This is a genomic window from Bordetella sp. 02P26C-1 (genome assembly GCF_009763255.1).
Classification (GTDB): domain Bacteria; phylum Pseudomonadota; class Gammaproteobacteria; order Burkholderiales; family Burkholderiaceae_B; genus Bordetella_A.
Window position 1 is genome coordinate 54,870 of record NZ_WSJB01000002.1, and the last position, 19,769, is coordinate 74,638.

General features: G+C 59.1%; 15 protein-coding genes. 8 read left to right on the plus strand and 7 right to left on the minus strand.

Annotation, left to right across the window (positions count from 1 at the left end):
• Window positions 1-36 precede the first annotated feature (36 nt).
• The gene (locus tag GOQ28_RS01275; protein WP_160355117.1) at window positions 37-2,043 is read right to left on the minus strand and encodes a hypothetical protein; all 2,007 of its coding nucleotides are present in this window, start codon (window positions 2,041-2,043) and stop codon (window positions 37-39) included.
• Between the two features lie 323 nt (window positions 2,044-2,366).
• Here GOQ28_RS01275 and GOQ28_RS01280 point away from each other — a divergent pair, with 323 nt between their 5' ends.
• The 4 genes from GOQ28_RS01280 to GOQ28_RS01295 all read left to right on the plus strand — a co-directional run bounded on the left by GOQ28_RS01280 (window position 2,367) and on the right by GOQ28_RS01295 (window position 7,658).
• Window positions 2,367-4,886 (plus strand): ankyrin repeat domain-containing protein, encoded by a 2,520-nt coding sequence (locus GOQ28_RS01280; RefSeq protein ID WP_160355118.1) that lies wholly within the window; start codon window positions 2,367-2,369, stop codon window positions 4,884-4,886.
• Window positions 4,887-4,999: 113 nt separating this feature from the next.
• Window positions 5,000-5,887, plus strand: coding sequence for an NAD(P)-binding domain-containing protein (locus tag GOQ28_RS01285; protein WP_160355119.1), 888 nt, complete (start codon window positions 5,000-5,002; stop codon window positions 5,885-5,887).
• A gap of 101 nt (window positions 5,888-5,988) precedes the next feature.
• Complete coding sequence (locus GOQ28_RS01290) at window positions 5,989-6,957, plus strand: Bug family tripartite tricarboxylate transporter substrate binding protein (protein WP_160349139.1); 969 nt, start codon at window positions 5,989-5,991, stop codon at window positions 6,955-6,957.
• Between the two features lie 26 nt (window positions 6,958-6,983).
• Window positions 6,984-7,658, plus strand: coding sequence for an RraA family protein (locus GOQ28_RS01295; protein ID WP_160349140.1), 675 nt, complete (start codon window positions 6,984-6,986; stop codon window positions 7,656-7,658).
• A 38-nt stretch (window positions 7,659-7,696) separates the two neighbouring features.
• Here the strand turns inward: GOQ28_RS01295 and GOQ28_RS01300 are convergent, their stop codons facing one another.
• The 3 genes from GOQ28_RS01300 to GOQ28_RS01310 are packed head-to-tail and all read right to left on the minus strand — an operon-like array spanning window position 7,697 to window position 11,235.
• A complete protein-coding gene (locus GOQ28_RS01300; protein WP_160349141.1) occupies window positions 7,697-8,356 on the minus strand; it encodes a GntR family transcriptional regulator in 660 nt (219 codons plus the stop codon).
• A gap of 55 nt (window positions 8,357-8,411) precedes the next feature.
• Window positions 8,412-10,175, minus strand: coding sequence for a gamma-glutamyltransferase family protein (locus GOQ28_RS01305; RefSeq protein ID WP_160355120.1), 1,764 nt, complete (start codon window positions 10,173-10,175; stop codon window positions 8,412-8,414).
• 40 nt (window positions 10,176-10,215) lie between these two features.
• A complete protein-coding gene (locus GOQ28_RS01310; protein WP_160355121.1) occupies window positions 10,216-11,235 on the minus strand; it encodes a Bug family tripartite tricarboxylate transporter substrate binding protein in 1,020 nt (339 codons plus the stop codon).
• Window positions 11,236-11,679: 444 nt separating this feature from the next.
• Here GOQ28_RS01310 and GOQ28_RS01315 point away from each other — a divergent pair, with 444 nt between their 5' ends.
• Window positions 11,680-11,859, plus strand: a complete 180-nt coding sequence (locus GOQ28_RS01315; RefSeq protein WP_202109322.1) for a hypothetical protein — start codon at window positions 11,680-11,682, stop codon at window positions 11,857-11,859.
• A 75-nt stretch (window positions 11,860-11,934) separates the two neighbouring features.
• On the opposite strand, the gene GOQ28_RS01320 is transcribed toward GOQ28_RS01315, so the two are convergent.
• Window positions 11,935-12,834 carry a LysR family transcriptional regulator gene (locus GOQ28_RS01320; RefSeq protein WP_160355122.1) on the minus strand — a complete coding sequence of 300 codons (900 nt, stop codon included), beginning with the start codon at window positions 12,832-12,834 and terminating at the stop codon, window positions 11,935-11,937.
• Between the two features lie 105 nt (window positions 12,835-12,939).
• Between GOQ28_RS01320 and GOQ28_RS01325 the strand changes: the two genes are divergently transcribed.
• The gene (locus GOQ28_RS01325; RefSeq protein ID WP_160355123.1) at window positions 12,940-13,941 is read left to right on the plus strand and encodes a Bug family tripartite tricarboxylate transporter substrate binding protein; all 1,002 of its coding nucleotides are present in this window, start codon (window positions 12,940-12,942) and stop codon (window positions 13,939-13,941) included.
• Window positions 13,942-13,960: 19 nt separating this feature from the next.
• A complete protein-coding gene (locus GOQ28_RS01330; protein WP_160355124.1) occupies window positions 13,961-15,232 on the plus strand; it encodes an amidase in 1,272 nt (423 codons plus the stop codon).
• Between the two features lie 168 nt (window positions 15,233-15,400).
• Here the strand turns inward: GOQ28_RS01330 and GOQ28_RS01335 are convergent, their stop codons facing one another.
• The gene (locus GOQ28_RS01335; protein ID WP_160355125.1) at window positions 15,401-15,853 is read right to left on the minus strand and encodes a GFA family protein; all 453 of its coding nucleotides are present in this window, start codon (window positions 15,851-15,853) and stop codon (window positions 15,401-15,403) included.
• Between the two features lie 392 nt (window positions 15,854-16,245).
• On the opposite strand from GOQ28_RS01335, the gene GOQ28_RS01340 reads away from it, so the two are divergent.
• Entirely contained in the window at window positions 16,246-18,726 is a 2,481-nt protein-coding gene (locus tag GOQ28_RS01340; protein ID WP_160355126.1) for an ankyrin repeat domain-containing protein, read from the plus strand.
• 85 nt (window positions 18,727-18,811) lie between these two features.
• On the opposite strand, the gene GOQ28_RS01345 is transcribed toward GOQ28_RS01340, so the two are convergent.
• Window positions 18,812-19,741, minus strand: coding sequence for a tripartite tricarboxylate transporter substrate binding protein (locus GOQ28_RS01345; protein ID WP_236844177.1), 930 nt, complete (start codon window positions 19,739-19,741; stop codon window positions 18,812-18,814).
• Window positions 19,742-19,769 lie beyond the last annotated feature (28 nt).

Consider the following 19,769-nt stretch of genomic DNA (forward strand, 5'->3'; position numbering starts at 1 on the left):
ATCCGGCCGCTGGATGAACTTATTCGTTGTTCGCCATCACTCTTGCACACCCAGCGAGCGGTGCATGCTCCTTAAGTACCTTTGAGCCCTGGTATCTCCAACCGCGATGGCTTGGTTCAACGCGCTGCGGAGATCGGCACCCATCATGATGAGGTCGTCTCCGGTCTCTTGCGCCCAAGTCGTATCCATCAAGCGACCAATGGCCCAGTAGGTTCGCATGAGGGTGAGATTGATATCCACCCCCGCCTCGTGCAACGTCGCGGCCGTTTCCACATCCTCATGCTCATGGGTCAGCAGATCCCGCATTGCATCGGGCCCTACGATGGGCAACTCGTCAAGAATTCTGCGGACCAGGCCCCGCTCATTTTCTCGGGCAACTTCCAGCAGTGCCTGTCGTGCGGCGACACCCAGCTCATTTCGGGCGCTCCAGCCCGCGCCATGAACGTCGTATAAGTTCCCCAGGTACTTTCGCATGTGTTCCCATGCGGGGGCATCCCCTTCCTTGGCCAACTGAATAACCGCTTGTGCCGCGCATTGGTGGGACACCCGGGCCAGGAAGGCCGCATCCCCCATACGGTTGGAGTTAAGTAATCGAACATAGCGTTGCGGCGTGATCACGCCCGCGCCGATCAACCGGTCCACGCTCTCTTTATCTCGGGTATTGCGTAGATGGGCCAACATGCGGTCAAAGTCTATCTCGTGGTGCATCGTCGCTACCTGCGCCACCTCGCCTTCCGCTAAAGCGACCAGGAACCACGTCAGCTTCTTATTTTGCGGTCGACGCAATATCTCCTGGCCAAGCTTGATTAGCCCGCGCTTTCTTTCCATCACAATTTCGAAACTTTCACTATCCTTCTCTAGGGGCTTGGCGCCAGCAATGAGCAACAGGTCTATTGCGCGGAAGCTTTCATCATCTCCCTCCCCGCAAAGCGCTTGCAGCACGCCAGAGGCATCCATGCCACTGCTGACCAAAGCTCTCGCCGCTACCAAATTGCCAGCGCCGGCAAACTCCCTCAGTATGTCGGGCAAAGGCGGCCACCCGGCCTGAACCAATGTTTGTATCGCCGCGACATGGCCCCGTGTCGCCAGCTGCTTATAAGCGTCTTGTACATGCGCCGACCCTGCTACCCGCGCCAGTATTCCTGCTGCCCGCGCATCGCACAATTTCGCCACCCTCATCAGGGCGGCAGTCGCGATCTTATTGAATCCGTACTGGCGATCGAGGTTCATCTGTTGGACTATCAAGTCCACAGCCTGCGCATTACCTTTTTTCGCCAGCGTCACGAGGGCGGGAATGATTTCCACATCGCCCCACACCAACGCAAAAGTCATGTGTTTATCCTCACGCTCGGCCACCGTGGCAAGCGTGGCGGATCCCGCCGCTCCCAATAACGAGAGCCTTCGCGCCGGAATCCTCTCTTCCCTCTGCGCTACCGCATAGTTCAGTGCGCCCGTGGCATCCACTCCCCGAGACCGCAGATAGTTCACGACATTGGCTCTGGTCTCCACGCTCAACGTCCGATCGGCAGCCACCAGCACGAAGGCCTCCAAGCAGTTTGCGCCGAGCCCTGTTAGCCACTGCGCTTTATCGAGATGACCTTTGGCGACCGCATGCACCAATGCCGCGGCGAGCGCTTCCTTAGCCTCTGCCGCCTCGGGCATGAGCTGGAGCAACTCCTGCACCATTTCCTGGTTCTGCATGTCAGCCGCGCGCCGTAATGGGGTATGCCCTTCTCTATCGGGAAATGCGAGCAGATCGTTGATCAGGTCCTCCGGCAACCTTCCGAGCACATATAAGGCCACGGCATGACGGCCCGACTCGATAGCCACATGGAGAAAATTCTGGTTGTCCGGGAAATTCCTGTGTGCGAAGCGCTCGAGGGCTTCATACGACACCAATTCGAAGGCTGTTAAATCGTCATCGGTGAGCGCTTGGACCAATATCGCTTCCTCTATGGCGACTTCCTGGCTGGGTTTGTCCGGCCAATACCTGCTGACCTCCGAGGGAAAGTAAGCCGGGAAGGGGGTGATTTGACCATGCATGAGAAAGCTCCATGAAAACAATCGATTGCGAGGATCCGGCCCACCTGCTTCTTGCCAGGGCGAGCACGCGCCAAGTGAGTGGAATACCGCGCCGTCGGTGGGCTCACATGGGAATAAGCATCCGAAAGCGCGGCATGGCCCGGCGCGCCATCGTTGCTGAGTCAGGGAACAGCGTCCTCGCTTGTGTTCGCTGGGGCGCGAAAATCAGACCAGAGGCCTCGATAGGCTATGGCTAGTTTGTTTAGTCATGGAACTTATTACGCGCGAGAGTTACAGACGCCGGAGTTAGCACAGATTTCAATCCGGTTACCTTGGAGCACACCATGTTCAATTCTGCCCCCCCGCCAAATTTCAACTCATCAGCGCTCGGATCGATTGGACAGCCTGGACTGGACGCGGAATCACATGACATCGAAACTGCGCTGCAATCGATCATCGGATCTAACGATGCCGAGGAGTTCAATATTCTAGTCAGCGGGTTGGGACTCAATCTTGGCGAATACAGATTCAGTAATGGGCAGAATTGTTTGCATCTGGCGATTGAACGGGATAGTTATGGCATCGCGCTGCAGCTCACCCAGCCAGACCAGGGTGGCGCCGGTTTGGATGAGAATTCCGTTCGGGACCTCCTGAACGGAAAAGACGCCGAGGGAAAAACTCCGCTGACGTACGCGCTCGAGCGGCCGACCGATACATTCAAATGGGTACGACTCTTAGTTTGGGCAGGTGCCGTGGACGAAGACTCGTCGGCATTGGCTTGGGCAGCAAAGAATGGTCATGCGACGATCGTCAATTCTTTGATCAAGGCTAACGTAAACCAGTATTTGGACAAAGAGCTGGGTCGATACTCGCGCGATGTGAGGAAATTCCTCAACACCGGTGAAAAAGGGGAGGGCCTGTCCAATGCGCTGCGCGAGGCGGCAGTCAGCGGCAATACGAAAATCGTCCAGAGTTTGATTCGAGTCAACGCACCGGATAAGTCGTCAGAGGCGCTGCGTGGCGCGGCTGGCCGTGGCCAAGAGGCCGTTGTCACGCCGTTGCTCGCCACAGGCATGTACGACCGCGAGGATCTCACCCGAGCGTCGTCAGAGGCGATGCGCAACGGGCATATTGAAATCGCAGTGCGTCTGTGCGCGAAGGGCGGGAATCCGTCAGAGGTGCTAGCAGACTCCCTCGGCTTCGGAGGACCGAGTGGACCGAAGCGGATCACTGCAATCAGAGGCTTGATGAATATTGGCGCGGATACCACTGCCGCAATGGTGAGCGCGGTGCGTAAGGGAACGCTGGAATCCCTACCGACGCTGTCCCTGCTCGGCGCAGACTGCACTGCGCTGGCGGCTTCTCTGGTGATCGATAAAGATATTGAGGGATTCATCAAGCTGATGAAGAGCGGGGTGTCGATAGGGGAGGTGGTGACGTTGCTTTCGGGCAGTGGACGGACGGAAGCGGCGGAATTCCTTTTACGCCAAACCGTGGGCTCCGATCCGACACTCCCCGTAGAAATCACGCGCGCAATACCGAGGCTTGCGCGTAACCCGGACCCAGCACTTCTCGAGGCAATTTTTCAACCGGGGCCACCCAGTGAGTTTCGATGCAATTGGCATCTTTTCGCGATAGACGGAAACCTGCCCGCTCTGCAAACATTAAATGACCTGGAATTGATCAATTCCGATTCGCTGGCGCTTTTGGTTCGAGGCCAGCATCTCGGCGGGGTGCAAACCGCCTTGCGGGCAGGCATCCCGGCTTCCGATACGCTCCGTACGCTTCATGACGACTATATCGCCGCTTTCGGGGAAAACTATCAGGCCGATCATGACGAAAACTGGAAGGGAATAGCATTGCTCATCCTCGCCGGCGCTGACGTATCGGAGCTGCCCGCTGGCCTGAAAGATCAAATACTTGCCACGATCAATGCTCGTCAGACCGTCGTCGCCGGTTTATCTGAGGACGAGAAAGTTCAACAACTCCAGACTGCCACGACAAGCGGATCCATGTTGGATATCGCGCTCTTGTTGGAGCAAGATGCTGACGCTTCCGCTGCTCTGAGTATGATGGCCCCAAATGATCGCAGGGGCGGCATCCAGACATTGCTGGATGCAGGCGTCGTTGCCACCGATTTGTTGATAGATTGCGTGAAAACGGGGCGCACTGAATTGGCGCAAACCGTGAATGAAGTCGTCAAACCAGAACTGCCGGGTAAAGACTCTCTGACGACGGAGGTGCTCAGAAGCCTTCTTGCCCAGAATGATTTGAGTACGGCAGGTGCTGTGCTCTCCGATGTGACGGATGGCGTAGATGCCCTTATTCAGTTCGCCAGGAAGAATGAAGAGAATTCCGCAAAGCTGTTATTTCAGCTAGGCGTTCCTGGCTCGACTGCCTTGCTGCAATCATTGCGTGCCGGCGAATATGACGTTGCCAGTAAATTGATCGCTTATGGTGCGGACGTTCAAACAGCGCTAGAGAAGGCAGCAGCAGAAAAGCCCTCAACTTGGCGGCTCGACCGTTCGACAAATGACATTCTCGACGCATTAGCTGTGGCGGGGGCTGACCTTCAGAAGGAGCTGCTACGTGCTGCTGAGCGTGGAGACACAACTGCCGCAAAGACGCTGATTCGCCATCGCTTCTGTAATAAGACTGAAGCGGTAGCGCGGGTTGTTGAAGACGACACCCTTAGCGATGCAGTCAAGACTGGAAGGCTGGAATTTTTGCGTGACGCTGGCCTGGATATGCGCTATGTCTTGGATACGCTTACCGGAGATTCAGCGGCCACACTCAGGCGGCTTTTCGGCACGCAGATAGCGAGGCACTCGTTAGCAAGTGCAGCGTTGCTAGGGCGTGGCTAGGACAACGCGGCCACTTATTGCATAAATTTCGTATCTAGATTTCCAGATTTCACCGTCGAATCCGCGTTAACCCGCTAAAATTGTTTTTTTTTGGTATTCTAGCGAGCGGAGATATGAAGATTGCGTTGGTCGGATGCGGGGAAGTCGGGGCGTGCTACGCCCAAGCGTGGATAGCCGCCGGACATGAGGTGTTCGCCGTCTGCGAACTGCGTCAAGATCCGGAGATGCAAGCGCGCGTGGGGAGTGTGGGCGCCGCGCTGCATGCTTCCCCTGGGCCTTGGCTTGCCGAGGCCGATCTGGTCGTGTCGGCGGTGTTCGGCTACGCGGCGCAAACCGTTGCCGCCGAGGCACTGCCGCATATGCGGCCCCACGCTCTCTATGCGGACTTCACGACGGCCAGCGCAGCCGATATGCGCGCGGCTGCTGCGATTGCCGCCGAACATGGTGTGCCGTTCGCCGACGTTGCCATCATGGGCGCCATCGCACTGCTTGGCGCGAAGACTCCATTGCTGATTGCGGGCACGGGCGCTGACGCGGCGGTGAACTTCGCCGTCTCTTGCGATATTCCGGCCCGCGCCATCGAGGGTCAGGCGGGCGACGCTGTGCAACTCAAGCTTTTGCGCAGCATTATGACCAAGGGCATGGAAAGCCTCGCCGTCGAATGTCTGGTGGCCGCCGAAAAACTGGGCCTGCGCTCCGCGCTGTATGAGGTCCTGGGCGATATCGACCGTACACCGCTGACTACCTTTATTGATTCCTTCGTCCGATCGCATGTTTTGCATGCGCCGCGCCGCCTTGCCGAGGTTCGCGAATCGCGCGAGCAGCTTGTCGAAGCCGGCTTGGAACCCTTGGTGCTCGATGGCGTCGAGCGTTTGTTCGCGCGCACCAGTGCCGGCATCGAGGCGGCGCGCGCCAGCCAGGGCGGTGCGCCGCTCGAACTCGTCGACACCGTGGAAGCCCGCTTGGCCTGGTTGACTCCGCTGGCCGAAAAGCACGCGTAACCTGGCGCGATTGGTGTAGCATCGGGCCCGCGCGAGCGATGTCACGCTACGATCGTTGCCCGCGTGGCTCAGAAATATAAAAGAGTGAAGTGAGATAGATAATGAAAAGCTTGAAGAAAATGGTGTTCGGCTTGGCCTTGAGCGCCTGCGCAATGACTGCCGCGGCGGTGGATATGGCGGGTGGGCCGATTACGTTCATTTCTCCCTTCCCGCCCGGCGGCGGAACGGACACGCTGACCCGTATGATGGCCACGGCAATCGGCGAGGCCCAGGGTTGGAACATCGTGGTCGAGAACAAGCCCGGGGCAGGGGGAAACCTGGCGCTGGATGCCACCGCACGCGCGCGCCCCGATGGGCACACGCTGGTCATGGCGCAGACCGACAACATCGTGCTCAACCCTTGGCTTTATAAAAAGCTGAGCTACGACACGTTCAAGGACTTCAAGCCCGTCGCGCCGGTGGCTTCCTCGCCGAGCGTTTTTGTTGTGGTGCCGGATTCTCCCTACAAAACGCTGAGCGATGTGGTGGCGGCGGCCAAGGCGAAGCCGGGCGAGGTGTCGTTGGGCATCCCAGGCATCGGTGGCAGCGGGGATTTGATCGGCTATCTCTGGCGCAATGCCGCGGATATGGAGCTCATGCACGTGCCATATCGCGGCTGGTCGCAAGCATTTCCGGATCTGATGAGTGGCCGCATCGCGCTCTACACGGGGTCGCTGGCATCCTTGTTGCCTCAGATCAGCAGCGGCAAAGTCCGCGCGCTGGCCGTGGTGGCCGACCAACGCTCGCCTGCCTTGCCTGACGTCCCGACGTTTGTGGAAAGCGGCTTTCCGACGATTAACCAGACCATCTGGTGGGGCTTGATGGCGCCTGGCCAGACGCCGGACGACGTGGTCGCCACACTCAACGATGCCGTCAACCAAGCACTAAAGAAACCCGAGATTGTCGAAAAGCTGGAAAAAGCAGGCTATAACGTCCTGCCCGGCACCCCCGAAGATCTGGCCAAGCGTCATCGCGCCGACCACGAAGCCTTCGGCAAAGTGGTGCAGCAGGTCGGCATTCCGCAACAATAACGAACCTTACTCCACGGAGCGTTTTTATGATCGGCTTTGAGATTTTCCCCCGTCAACGTGCTGTCAGCCCGGAACTCGTCGAAAAATTCCGTGCGCTGCCCGTTGCGAATATCAGCGACTGCATGTCGCGCATGGACGCCGGTGGCGCGCGCCTGCGTCCGATGCACGACGGCACGTTGTTGGCGGGCCCCGCGTTGACGGTCCGTACGCGCCCCGGTGACAACCTGATGGTGCACAAGGCGTTGGGTTTGGCCAAGCCTGGCGATGTCATCGTGGTGGATGCCGGCGGCGATCTGACCAACGCGATCATCGGGGAAATCATGACCTCGTATGCACAGACGCGTGGCATCGCGGGCATTGTGATCAACGGTGCGATTCGGGATTCCGGCGCGATTCGAAACGGTTCCTTCCCGGTCTACGCCGCCGGCGTGACGCATCGTGGTCCCTACAAAGACGGCCCGGGCGTCATCAACGGCACTATCGCGCTGGACGGCATGACGATCCAGCCCGGTGACCTGATTCTGGGTGACGAGGACGGTCTGCTGTGCGTGCCGTACGAGCAAGCCGAAGCCATCTACCGCGATGCCGCCGCCAAGCACGCGGCCGAGGAAAAAACCATGGCCGACATCGCGGCTGGCAAGCTCGATACCTCGTGGGTCGATGCGCGCCTGAGCGCCTTGGGTTGCAAGTTGCCCGAGTAATGTTTTTGCGCGCTGACGCGCCAGACGCCCCAGTGCTGCTAGTCAGCCTGGGGCGTTGTTTTACGCTGATCCAGAAACAAGCGCCGCGTCGCGGTCAAGTGCAGGCGCATTGCGGTTTCTGCGTAATCAGGGTCCTTTGCGCGGATGGCGCTGATGATTTGCCTATGCTGCTCCACGCTGCTGAGCATGTTGTCTCTGCTGTAGAAATAAAAAGAGCCGATGAGTATCGGCAGGTCCACCAGATTCTCCACCAGCGTACGCACGCGCGCGGACTGCGCGGCGCTGAGCAACGCGTGATGGAAACGGTTGTTGTAGTGCTGGATGCGCGCGGCGCAGTCCTCGTCACCCGACTGCACGGCCTCCAGCATCTGGTCATTGGCGCTTTGCAAAGCCTCGACGTGCTCGGGCTCAGCCCGTAGCGCAGCGGCTCTCGCCGCATAGGGCTCCAGCAACAAGCGCAGCTCGAACGCTTCTTCGATATCCCGATCCGACCAGCCCAGCACCACGGCGCCACGATGCGGTTCGCGCGCGACGAGGCCGTCTTCGATTAGTCTCTCGATCGCTTGCCGCACGGGGGTGCGGCTCACCGACAGTTCACTCGCGATGCGTTCCTCGCGCAGCCGTTCGCCCGGCAGAAACGCACCCGACATCAGACGTCGTCGCAGTTCTGCATAAACGAGATCGCTTGCGCTGGGCATGGAGTGAAGTCCTCTGGGATAGTGTTAAAGCACTAGTTTAGAGGACGCGCTGCACCTACCACCCGCATGCATATGCCGGCCGGCGGGGATCGGCGCCGCCCCAACGCACGCCGCTCTGGGTATCGTGCTTGACCGCACACATGGCGCCCGCGCGCCAATTGCGTCCCTGCCACCACTGCACTGCATGGCCCATCGCAGCCAGCTGCTCTCCGACCGCGCGATCCACCAGATCCTCGATCATCAAGCGGCCCGGCATCGCATTGTGTGGCTCGAACGATGAGGGAAAACTGAATGTCGCAAAACGCGGTGCCTCGATCGCCTGTTGCAGGTCCATCCCAAACAGCTCGATATTGAGAAACGTCTGCAGCATCGCCTGGCATTGCACATCACCTCCGGGTGTGCCGAAAGGCATGACATATTCGCCTGGACGGATGGCCAGCGACGGGTTCGGCGTCAATCGCGGGCGTCGGCCGGGCGCGACCCGGAACGGATGGTCTGGATCCGCCCAAGATTGGCTGCCGCGACCGGATGCGCAGATACCCGTGCCGGGGATGACCGGCGTGTTGTAGGAGCCATCGCTAGGCGTGGCGGAAAATGCATTGCCGGCTTTATCGACGACGGCCACATAGGAAGTATCCAGGCGTGGGTCGGTGCGCGCCGTGTCCGCGTCGGTCGCGGCCGTCATGCTGATGTCGCGATGACGCGGCAGAGCTCCCGCGGGCGGCATGTCCGCCCCGGCCCGGTCACGCAGAATCATGGCAAGGCGCTCGCGCGCATAGGCTTTAGACAACAGCTCGTCCTGTGGCACCGCGACATGGCGCGGGTCACCATAGTGCACCTCGCGATCCGCGAAGGCGAGCTTGATCGTCTCGGTCAGCAAATGGATGTACGCCGCGCTGTTATGGCCTCGCGCGCGCACATCCGACGATTCGAGGATGTTGAGCATCTGCAGCAACGACGGCCCCTGACACCAGAATCCGCAGCTGTGTACCCGCGTGCCGTGAAAGTCGATCGCCAGCGCGGGTTCGACTTCGACGGAAAAATCGCGCAGGTCTTGCGCCGTGACCCAGCCCCCGGCTTCCTCATGATATTTGACGATGGCCGCCGCGATATCACCCTCATAAAAGGCCCGCCGTGCCGCGGCCAACCCGGCAGCTCTGCCATTGCCCAACTGACTGCGCTCGGCGTCAGCCATGATCTGCAGGGTATTGGCCAGATCCGTCTGACGGAATATCGCCCCGGCCGGGGGCGGCTTGCCGCCTGGCAGATAAACCGCCGCACTCGAAGGCCAGCGGGCATAATTCGCGGCGTTCTCAGCCAGTACCTCGGCCATCAATGGGTACATGACGAATCCGTCACGCGCTAACTGAATCGCGCCCGCGGCCACTTGCGCAAAGCTCATGGTGCCAAAACGCTCCAGCGCCGTGATCCACGCATCGGGCGCGGCCGGGATCACCGTGCGCAGCACGCCCGCCGGAATCGTGCCGCCGTGGTCCTTCATGAACGCATCGAGGCTGGCCGCTTGCGGCCAATAGCCCACGCCCGAAATGCTCCAGACCTTCTGCGTCTGCGCCTCGTAAACCAGGATTGGCGCGACGCCGCCGAAGTTCACGATGTCGCTTTGTACCACCCCCAGCGCGATCCCTGCCGCCACCCCCGCGTCGATGGCGTTGCCACCCTGTTGCAGGATGTCGATGCCCGCTTGCGTCGCCAGATAATGGCCTGCGGACACCATGTGGTTCAAACCCGCTAACGTCGGTCGCATCGAGGATGGCGCGCTACCAGCGGTGAGATCGGGGGCGTAGGTCGATTGAGGCATGCAGGTCTCGCTTCAGTTCAAAATGGGGCAGGGGAGGACATCATTGAGGTTCAATGCCGAGCTTCTTCGTGACGGATTGCCAGCGCGCGTACTCCTTCGTCAAATACTCGCGGAACTCCTCTGGTGTGCTGCCCTCGATGATCACATCGCGGTCGGCCAGTGTGCGCTGCACGTCGGGGTCTTCCAAAGCAACCTTGGTCGCTTTGTATAGTGCGTCTACCACGGGCTTGGGTGTGCCGGTGGGAACCAGTAACCCGTACCAGGACCCGCCCACCATCTCGGGAAATCCGCTTTCCTTCGCGGTCGGGATATCGGGCGCGCGCTGCAGCCGCTCTTCGCTGAACACCGCCAACGGCTTGAGCTTGCCATTCTTGATGAGAGGCAGCGTCGTGCCCGGCGTATCCAGGGTGTATTGAACCTGGCCCGCCATCACATCGTTGAGCAATGCCGCGCTGCCTTTATAAGGAACATGCACCGTCTGAATGCCAGCGTCCATGTTCAACTGTTCGGAGAAAAAGTAATTCGCCGTCATGATGCCGGGCGATGCATAGTTCACCACGCCTGGATGCGCCTTGGCGTAGTCGACCAACTCGCGCATATCGTTCGGCGGGAACGCCGGGTTGGCCACCATGATGAACGGGCCGCCGCCGATACGGGTGACCGGAGTCAGGTCCTTCATCGGGTCGTAGGTGAGGCCTTTTACCGTCAAGGGCGCGCCAGTCAACGGCGACGCGGTGGCGAACATGACCGTATAACCATCGGGCGCGGACCGCACCACTTGTTGCGCGGCTATGGTGCCGCTGGCGCCGCCCCGGTTCTCCACCACTACGGATTGGTTCAGCACTTGGCCCATGCGCTGCGCCAGAACGCGCGCGACTGTATCGGTGCCGCCCCCGGGTGGATAACCGACGATCATCCGTATGGGCTGGCTCGGCCAGTCTTGCGCGGCCTGTAGCGCGCCATGCATGCTTAATCCCAGGACTGCGGCGACCGCGGTAAGGGTGAACGTACGTCGAGATTGAGAGCCGGTTTTCAAGAAGACTGCTGCACTGCGTGTCATAACATCTCCTGAACGCGAGCCCGAGTTGCCCGGGCGAATCGATTACTTGGTGGTCGGCAGGCGTGCTGCCTCGAGCCTACTGCTGCCGCGCGGGAGTGTGGGCTTAAGTAGGCCAATGGACGAGCGCGCTGACGACGCTTCATACGGCGAGGTGCGCCATCGCGACGCGCAACCTATCTCGCATGATCCCCGAATGTCTAAATCGGCTTTATCGATGTTCGATAACATAATCCGAAATGCAATATTGTTGGCATCTTTATACCGCGCGGGTTGTCCGCCGGCAAGGATTGGCCCGAAGAGCCCCGGCGCCGCTTACCGCCGATGTGATACGGTTGGCGTTGATCGAACATGCGCGTCAAGACCGGTATGCTTGGGTAGACCGCTCACGCGATATAGGGTCGTCGCAGGTCGAGCGCGAAGGCGATTCTTTAGCCGCTGTGATGCATGCATGCGCATCAGGCACGACGCAAGCTGTTGACGCTGGACACACGCACAGGCGACCACGCCGAACCGTTGTACGCGTCCCTCGGCTATCAGCACGCGGGCGTGATTCCACAGTACGCATTGGAGCCGCAAGGCCAGCGCTACGATTCCACAACGCTGATGTACAAGTGGTTGGAATGACGAGGCAACTTCATAGTGAATGGGCCGCTCCCCCCGACTGCCGTTTTTCCCGCGTCCGAGCGCAGTGCGCAAACCTCAGAAGTCGCCAGCCGACAGTATCTTCAACATCCGAGGCACAACCGGATTCATGTTATCGGTACGCCAAGCACATGACAGCAGCGAAATTGGTGCCTCGCACCCCTGCGGCAACAGTAGCGGCCGCTTCTGAAGCCTGCCCTTGGTCTCGCGCAAAACTGAAGTCGGAACGAGCGCAGCGCCCATGCCCGCCTCAACCAGGGCTAACAGGGTCGGTAGCAGGCTGACGTGTTGAATGTCGGGCTGCACCTTCGCTGCCGCGAGCACCGTCTCCTGCAAGTCGTAAAAGTGACGGGCGCCTTGAGGGGCATAACCGACCCAAGGAATCCCGTGCAACAGTTCAATCGGTACGCGTCGATGGACAGCGAGTGGATGATCGAGGGGCATTACCAGGACCATGGGGTCCGAAGCGATCACTTTCCAACTCAGATCCGCGGACTCCATCGACGACGACCACCTCAGGATCGCGATGTCGAGCCGCCGGCTGTTGACTTCTTCGGCCAGCAAGTCTGAAGTGAGTTGTCGCAGCTCCAGCGCGACCCGAGGACATACCTGCTTGAACCGTTGCAACACGCGTGGCAAGACATGATAGACCGTGCTGTGACTGAAGCCGAGGTTCAACAGCCCTTCGTCGCCCACGGAGCGCCGGCGAACCGCTTGCAGGGTTGCGTCCGCCTCCGCCTGTAATAGATGTGCCCGTTCCAAAAGCAAGCGCCCGGCTGGGGTCAAACGGACAGAGCGTGTCGTGCGCTCGAACAGCGCAACGCCCATCTCCTCTTCGAACTGACGGATCTGCTGGCTCAATGGGGGCTGGCTGATGTGCAGCCGTTTCGCCGCTTTGCCGAAGTGCAGTTCTTCGGCCACGGCGATAAATGCCGTCAAGTTTCGGGTCAATATCATTGAGTCGAGATCTGTCTTAATTATGTCTAATTTTATATTAGACATATAAGTGGCCGATTCGTATGCTAGCCCTCGACCCCTTCACTTCCAGTTGGCATTGTGATCATGAACACTTCTTACCGTGCGACTCGGCGCATTCTCTTGTCAACGTTGACCTTGGCCGTGGCCTCGGCCGCAACGCCTGTGTGGGCCCAAAGCCCGGACGTATCGAACTATCCATCAAAACCCATCACCTTGATCGTGCCCTTTGCCGCGGGGAGCGTGACCGACATCTTGGCGCGCATCGTGGGACAACGGCTGGGCGACTCGTTAGGGCAGTCGGTGATCGTGGAAAACAAGGCGGGCGCTGACGGGAACATCGGAGCCGGCTATGCCGCTGCGGCTGCCCCGGACGGCTACACCATCATGATGGGGCCGGCCAGCACCAATGCGATCAATCCGAGCCTGCACAAAGGGCTGAAGTTCAACGCCATGAAGGACTTCGCGCCGATCACGAATGTGGCCTCGATGCCCAATGTGCTGGTCGTGGGCCCCGAAGTGCCGGTCAAGAACGTACCGGAGTTCATCGAGGCTGCGAAAAAAGGCGACTACAGCTTTGCGTCTAGTGGCGCGGGCGGCAGCATGCACCTGTCAGGAGAACTGTTCAAGAACACGGCCAAAATTCCCGAGTTCCTGCACGTACCGTATAAAGGCGGCAGCGCCCCGGTGACCGACGTCATGGCCGGTCGGGTGACCTCGATGTTCTGCAACTTGCCTCTCTGCCTGCCGCATATCCAGGCGGGAAAACTGCGTGCGCTCGCCGTCACGTCGAGCACCCGTACGCCGCTATTGCCTGATGTCCCGACCATGGAAGAGGCCGGATTGCCAGGCTACGACGTATCCGGTTGGTTCGGCTTATTCGCGCCTACTGGCGTACCGAAGCCCATCATTCAAAAGCTCAACAAAGAGGTTGTGCAGATCCTGCAAGACCCCAAGGTCAAGCAACAACTATTGGCCCAAGGCGCCGAGCCCATTGGCGACAGTCCCGAGGATTTTGGCGCCTTCGTGCAGAAAGAGCACGCCCGTTGGGCCAAGGTCATTCAAGACGCTGGCATCACCCCTCAATAATCGCGGTAGCAACATCACAATGACAACTCCGAATCATCTATCGGTGCGGCAAGCTCTGCAGGCCATGGAAGCGGGAGAACTCACCAGCGTGGCCCTTGCCCGGGCGTGCCTGGAGCGCATCGCAGAAAGGAATGCCGAAGTTCTGGCGTTTACCGCCGTCGATCCCGCGTGGACCTTGGAGCAAGCTCGTCGCTCCGATGCCGAACCTCACGGGCCATTGCGGGGCATTCCCTTTGCCGTCAAGGACGTGATCGAGACACAGCATCTGGTTACCGCCTATGGTTCGCCGATTTACTCGGGACATCAACCGAAAACCGACGCCGCCTGCGTGGCGAGGGTTAAAGAGTTTGGCGGCCTCGTCTTGGGCAAGGTGGCCACCAGCGAGTTCGCGACCCAGACACCCAGCCAGACGCGTAATCCCCTCAACCTCGCGCACACGCCTGGAGGATCGTCCAGTGGCTCGGCCGCCGCGGTCGCGGATTTCATGGCGCCCGTCGCCTTTGGGACGCAGACCACTGCGTCAACGGTACGGCCGGCGTCGTATTGCGGGATTGTGGGCTACAAACCGACCTTTGGCTTTATCAATGTTGCCGGGCTGAAACCCTTAAGCCCCGCTCAGGACACCATCACGATCCTGACTCGCTCGGTGGCGGATGCGGCATGGTGTGGATTCGGCTTGCAGGGAGACCGGGTGAGCGCGGAGCCGGTCGCTGCCCCACGGCTGGCGGTCTGTTATTCATCGCAGTGGGATGCCGTGCGCCCCGAAATGGCGCAAGCCATCGAGGACCTTGCCGCAGCCGCGGAACGAGCCGGTGCAAAGGTGACGCGCGTTCGGCTCCCAGACGCATTGGAGTCCATCATCGACTTGCAGGGGCGGCTGTTTGCATTTGAAGCACGCCAATCCTTGGCACATGAACGGCAGCATCATGCTGATCAATTCAGCGATCGCTTGAAGGCTCGGCTGAGCGGAGGAGAGAACATCGATAGCGACGAATATCTGTCGATGCGTCAAACCGCTTTGATCGCGCGGCAAAACATGGGCGCGCTTTTCGACGGCATCGATGCGTTGCTCTATCCGCCAGCCCAGGGCGAGGCCGATGAAGGGATCGCCGACTCGGGTTCCGCTCAGTTTGGTGCACTATGGAGTCTGATGCATGTGCCTTGCGTGTCAGTGCCGATGACCAAGGGTCCGAAAGGGTTGCCGATGGGTGTGCAGGTGATAGGTCCTTACGGTAACGATTTGCGGACGTTACAGGTCGCCGCTTTTGTTGAAGGGCTGAGGCAGCGATAGGTATTAAGCGGTATTAAGCCGGCGCCAGTGCCGCCAGGATGGCGATGTGCCTGGGCGCCGGGGGGTGTCAGAAATTCCGTGCTTAGCTAATCGTCATCTTGAAGTTTCCGCCATCGCATCACGCCGTTCCGCGGTTTCACGGGGCCGCATCCGCATGCGTGATCCGGATCAGTTTTCAGCTTGCGGGTTCGTCTCATACCGCAGCCATCCCGCGATAACCGCGCCGCCGCCGGGCCGGTCCTTGGGGTGCACTCGGCCTTCGCTTACTGGGATTTCAGCAAAATCGAACGGGCTCATGCCCTCGATGCAGGCGACATTGACGCCGTACTGATCCGGCGAAGACCGGCGCTGATGAAAGGTGTAAATCCCGCACTTCGAGCAGAAATAGTGTTTCGCCTCGCGCGTGTTGAACTGGTAGAGCGTCAAAGCGTCCTCGCCTTGCAGGACCTTGATATCTTCCAGGTTGGCGGACACGGCCACCGCGCCGCGCATGCGACAGTAGGAGCAGTTGCAACGCTTGGCGGTACGCACGCCATCGGAGAGAGCCACGGTGAATCGAACCGTGCCGCAGTGGCACGTGGCAGAGTGAACGGTGCGGTCGGAGGAGGGCTGTGCAGTCATGAGGTGTCGTTACCAGGTCGCTTGTGTCGTTGAATAATGCAATGCCTCAGGGCTAAGCATAATTCATAGGACCTTTAAATTTCCACGCCGTACATGGGGCAGTGCGCTGGGCGCGGCGTCACCGCGGTTGTATTTATAAGGTCACGATGTTGCATGCTGCACGCTCGGACCCTCCTGAGACCTTCCATGCGTCTGATTTAAAAGGCCGCCGGAACCCCGCCCGTCACGTCGTCACTAATCGCTGTGACTGTGAATTACTTTAGTTCACATGACTCCCCGTACCCCGCTCACCACAACGTTCAATCGTGCTGAGCGCGCGTGACCATACGCGCATCTACTCGGGTGCGCCTGACTCCTTTCGCGTTATTTATTTTATTTCCACGGAATCCCTGATGTCGCCTATTGGAAGCCCCCCCTCTTCGCCTCAAGACTCGAGTCACATCCTCGACGCTGAAACCGAAGCAAAGATCCGTCAAAAGATGATAGAAGCGATGATGTCAGTGGCTATCAAATCTAACGATGTGGAATTGTTCAAGCAGCGGGTGGCCGAGAATTCAATCGACCTTGCCACCTACCGCTTCGAGGACAGGAATACCTTCCTGCATAGCGCGATAGCCTCCGGCAGCCATAGAATCGCTTTGTATCTCACCGGCTTGGACGGGGATGCCGAGCGACCGACTGACTTTGCGGTTCAACGGCTACTCTGGAGCTACGGTGAGGGCTGCAACACTCCCTTGCAGTTGGCGGTTCAGCTCCGCAAGAACCCCAATTGGGTGATGGCCTTGCTCATGGCTGGCGCCAGCGACTATAACCATTCGGCCTTGATCTGGGCCGCAGAACACGGTCACCTGGGAATTGTCCGGATGCTGATTCGGGCAAATGCACACGCCCACCTGCGGGAAAAACTGGGTCTAGTTGTGGAACGCGTGCAGGAACATGTCAACGCTGGCTCATATGGTATAGCCCTCGCCCAAGCGATGGCGAACGCCGCAGGGAGCGGGCACAAATTGATCGTGCAGGCGCTGATCAATGTGGGCGCTCGGGATGCAGACGGCGCTGCGTTGAAAAAGGCGACAAATGCAGGCCATCTGGAAATCGTCGACACGTTGGTCGACTCGCTTGCGTATGATCTAAGGCAACTCTCTTACGCCATGATGTACGCAGCGCAAGTAAGAGACAGCGTTATTGCGCAGCGTCTGTGCGCGGCGGGCGCGGACCCATCTCTGGCATTGGCATTTGGGTATGAGGGGCGCGCCCCTTTACGGTATGCAGGCAAAGTCGGCGGCGTGGGAATTCTCGAAGAGCTCGGAGCTGATGCATCCACCGCCATGCAAATTGCACTACACCATAAGCTGCGACCAATAGTGAGCAAGCTCTCCTTAATTGGCGCGAACATTGCTAAGGCGGTGGAAAATGCCGCAGTTCGTAACGATTCGTCCGGCTTGCACTGGCTGCTCGAAGAAGGCGAAACCGCAACGTGGGTTCAAGCCATGAAGGCTCTTGCGCAAAGGGGCGATCTGTCGGCGTTAGCGTTCTTGAAGAAGAAGCTCGAGCGTCGCCTGGACACTGCGCTGGCTCCGGCGCTGATGCGTCTAGCGAAGGATGGTCGAGTCGCCGCCATTCAAGCCCTGACTCGCCACGAGCCGAAAGGGCAACTGCCCTCGTTCTGGCGAGAATTGGCCGTTGATGGCGACTGGCAAGCACTGAAATTATTGAAGGACTCGAATCTTTCCAGCCCGGAAACGCTGGAGCTTCTTGTTCAAGAGCGACATCTAGCCGCGGTAAAAACCTGGGTCAGGGCGAATATAGATACGGCCACGCTGCTCCATACGCTGCACGGTCGGTACCTCGAAAAGTTGGGTCGGGAGGGGCATGAGTTCAATGACGACAGTTGGAAGGGCATGGAATTATTGATCCTTGCGGGGGCAGACGTGTCCGGGCTTTCCGCGGGTGTAAAAGATCGCATATATCAATCGATCGCCTCTCGCGAGAGTTTCTTCGCCGCCTTGTCGCCGCAAGTAAGGGATCGACATTTTTTCCGTGCGGTCCAGAACGGATCCGTGACGGATATAGCCCTGCTGTTAGCGCGCGATGCAAGCCCGATCGCCGTACTGACGATGATGGATCAATGCCAACGTAAGGACGCTATCCAACATTTGAACAAGGCAGGTATGGATGCCTCCCGAATCTTGATCGACTGTGTCCGAAACAACCGTATCGAGCTGGCCCGACACCTCATTGATGCAACGGAACCGGATCCTTCACAGGACCAAACATGGGCGTCCCGAGACGTGCTCGCGACGCAGGCCCTGATGCGCCTTCTTTCGGAGGGTGATCTGAAAACGGCAGCGGCCTTTTTGCCTGACCTGACTGATGGCGCGACGGCGCTCGCGCGCTATGCGCAAATGCATGACGATGCATCTCTGACGACGCTGGTACAGCTGGGGGCGCATGCTTCAGCGGCCTTACTAAATCTATTATTGTCTGAGGATTATGCAGCGGCCGGCAGACTGATCGCTTTAGGGGCTGATGCCGACACGACCTACATGCTGATGTACTCGGATGGGAAATATGGTGTCCCCAAATTATTAACCAAATATAAGATTCGACAGTCACTGGCTGATGTGGGAGCGGAGTTCAAGCGCGCATTGCTGCGTGCGATTGAGCTGCGCGACCTGTCGGCGGCGAGGAGATTGTTAGAGTCCGATGTTGCAGGAGCGTTCCAGTTTTATTGGGAACTCGCCAGGGACCAATCTCTCGATGAAAACCTAAGGGCCCACCATTTGCAGTTTTTGCGTGATGTCGGACTGGACCCGGACAACAAACCAAAAACCACGCCGAGCAAACCGCGGAACTCGCCCAAATCGACTTGAAGCGTCCGAACAACCGAGCGTATCTACGGCATACGCACACGCCCTCAAAACGCGACATTATCCGCCGCCGAGCAGGGCGAGAATTTCAGCCTGCACTCGCCCCGGACGCCTGCACGATCTTGCCCCAGTTTGAAATTTCGGTTTCGACAAATCGTTGGAAATCCTGAGGGCTGCCGCCAACAGAAATCAATCCCTCTCCTAACAGACGCTCCTTTATCGAGGGGTCACCCAATATCTCTGCTGTAACCTGCGAGAGTCGTTCGGTTCGCGTGGCGTTCATGCCTGCAGGCCCTAAAAGGCCATACCAGGCGCTGAAATCATAACCAGGTAGTGTGTCTGCGATAGGCGGGATAGACTCAAAGCCCACCATGCGCTGCGCACTGCTGACACCGAGTGCTTTGACGGACTTCGCAGCCAGTTGTCCCTTTGCCAAGGCAGCACCGGCAAACATCAGATTGATCTGGCCACCGAGCAAATCGTTCATGGCCGGCGCGGTACCTTTATACGGCACAGACAACATATCCACGCCCGTCTGCAGCTTAATCACTTCTGCGCAAAGATGCCCAGCCGATCCAATTCCCGGTAGCGCAATGCTGAGTTCGCCAGGTCGCGTTTTCGCCAGGGCGATCAACTCAGTCATGTCGCGGGCGGGGACCGACGGATGGGCCAACAAAAATGAAGGCGCATTCGCTACATGAGAAATGGGCGTGAAATCCTTTACTGAATCAAACGGCAATTTGGGATACAACGTCGCGTTAATGGCATGGCTCGTGTAACACATCAGCAGCGTACGACCATCGTTAGTCGATCTCGCGACCTCCTGTGCAGCGATGTTCCCGCCCGCGCCAGGACGGTTGTCCACTACAAATGTCTCGCCGAGTCTGTTTCCGATTTCGGCTGCGAGCACACGTGCCACGGTATCTGTGCCACCGCCCGGTGTCGCGCCAACGATAATGCGCGTCGTCGGCGTTTGCGCGATGCTTACACCACAGGCGGCCAACGCGCCCGCGCCCATTACGCCCATAAACGCTCTTCTTTTCATG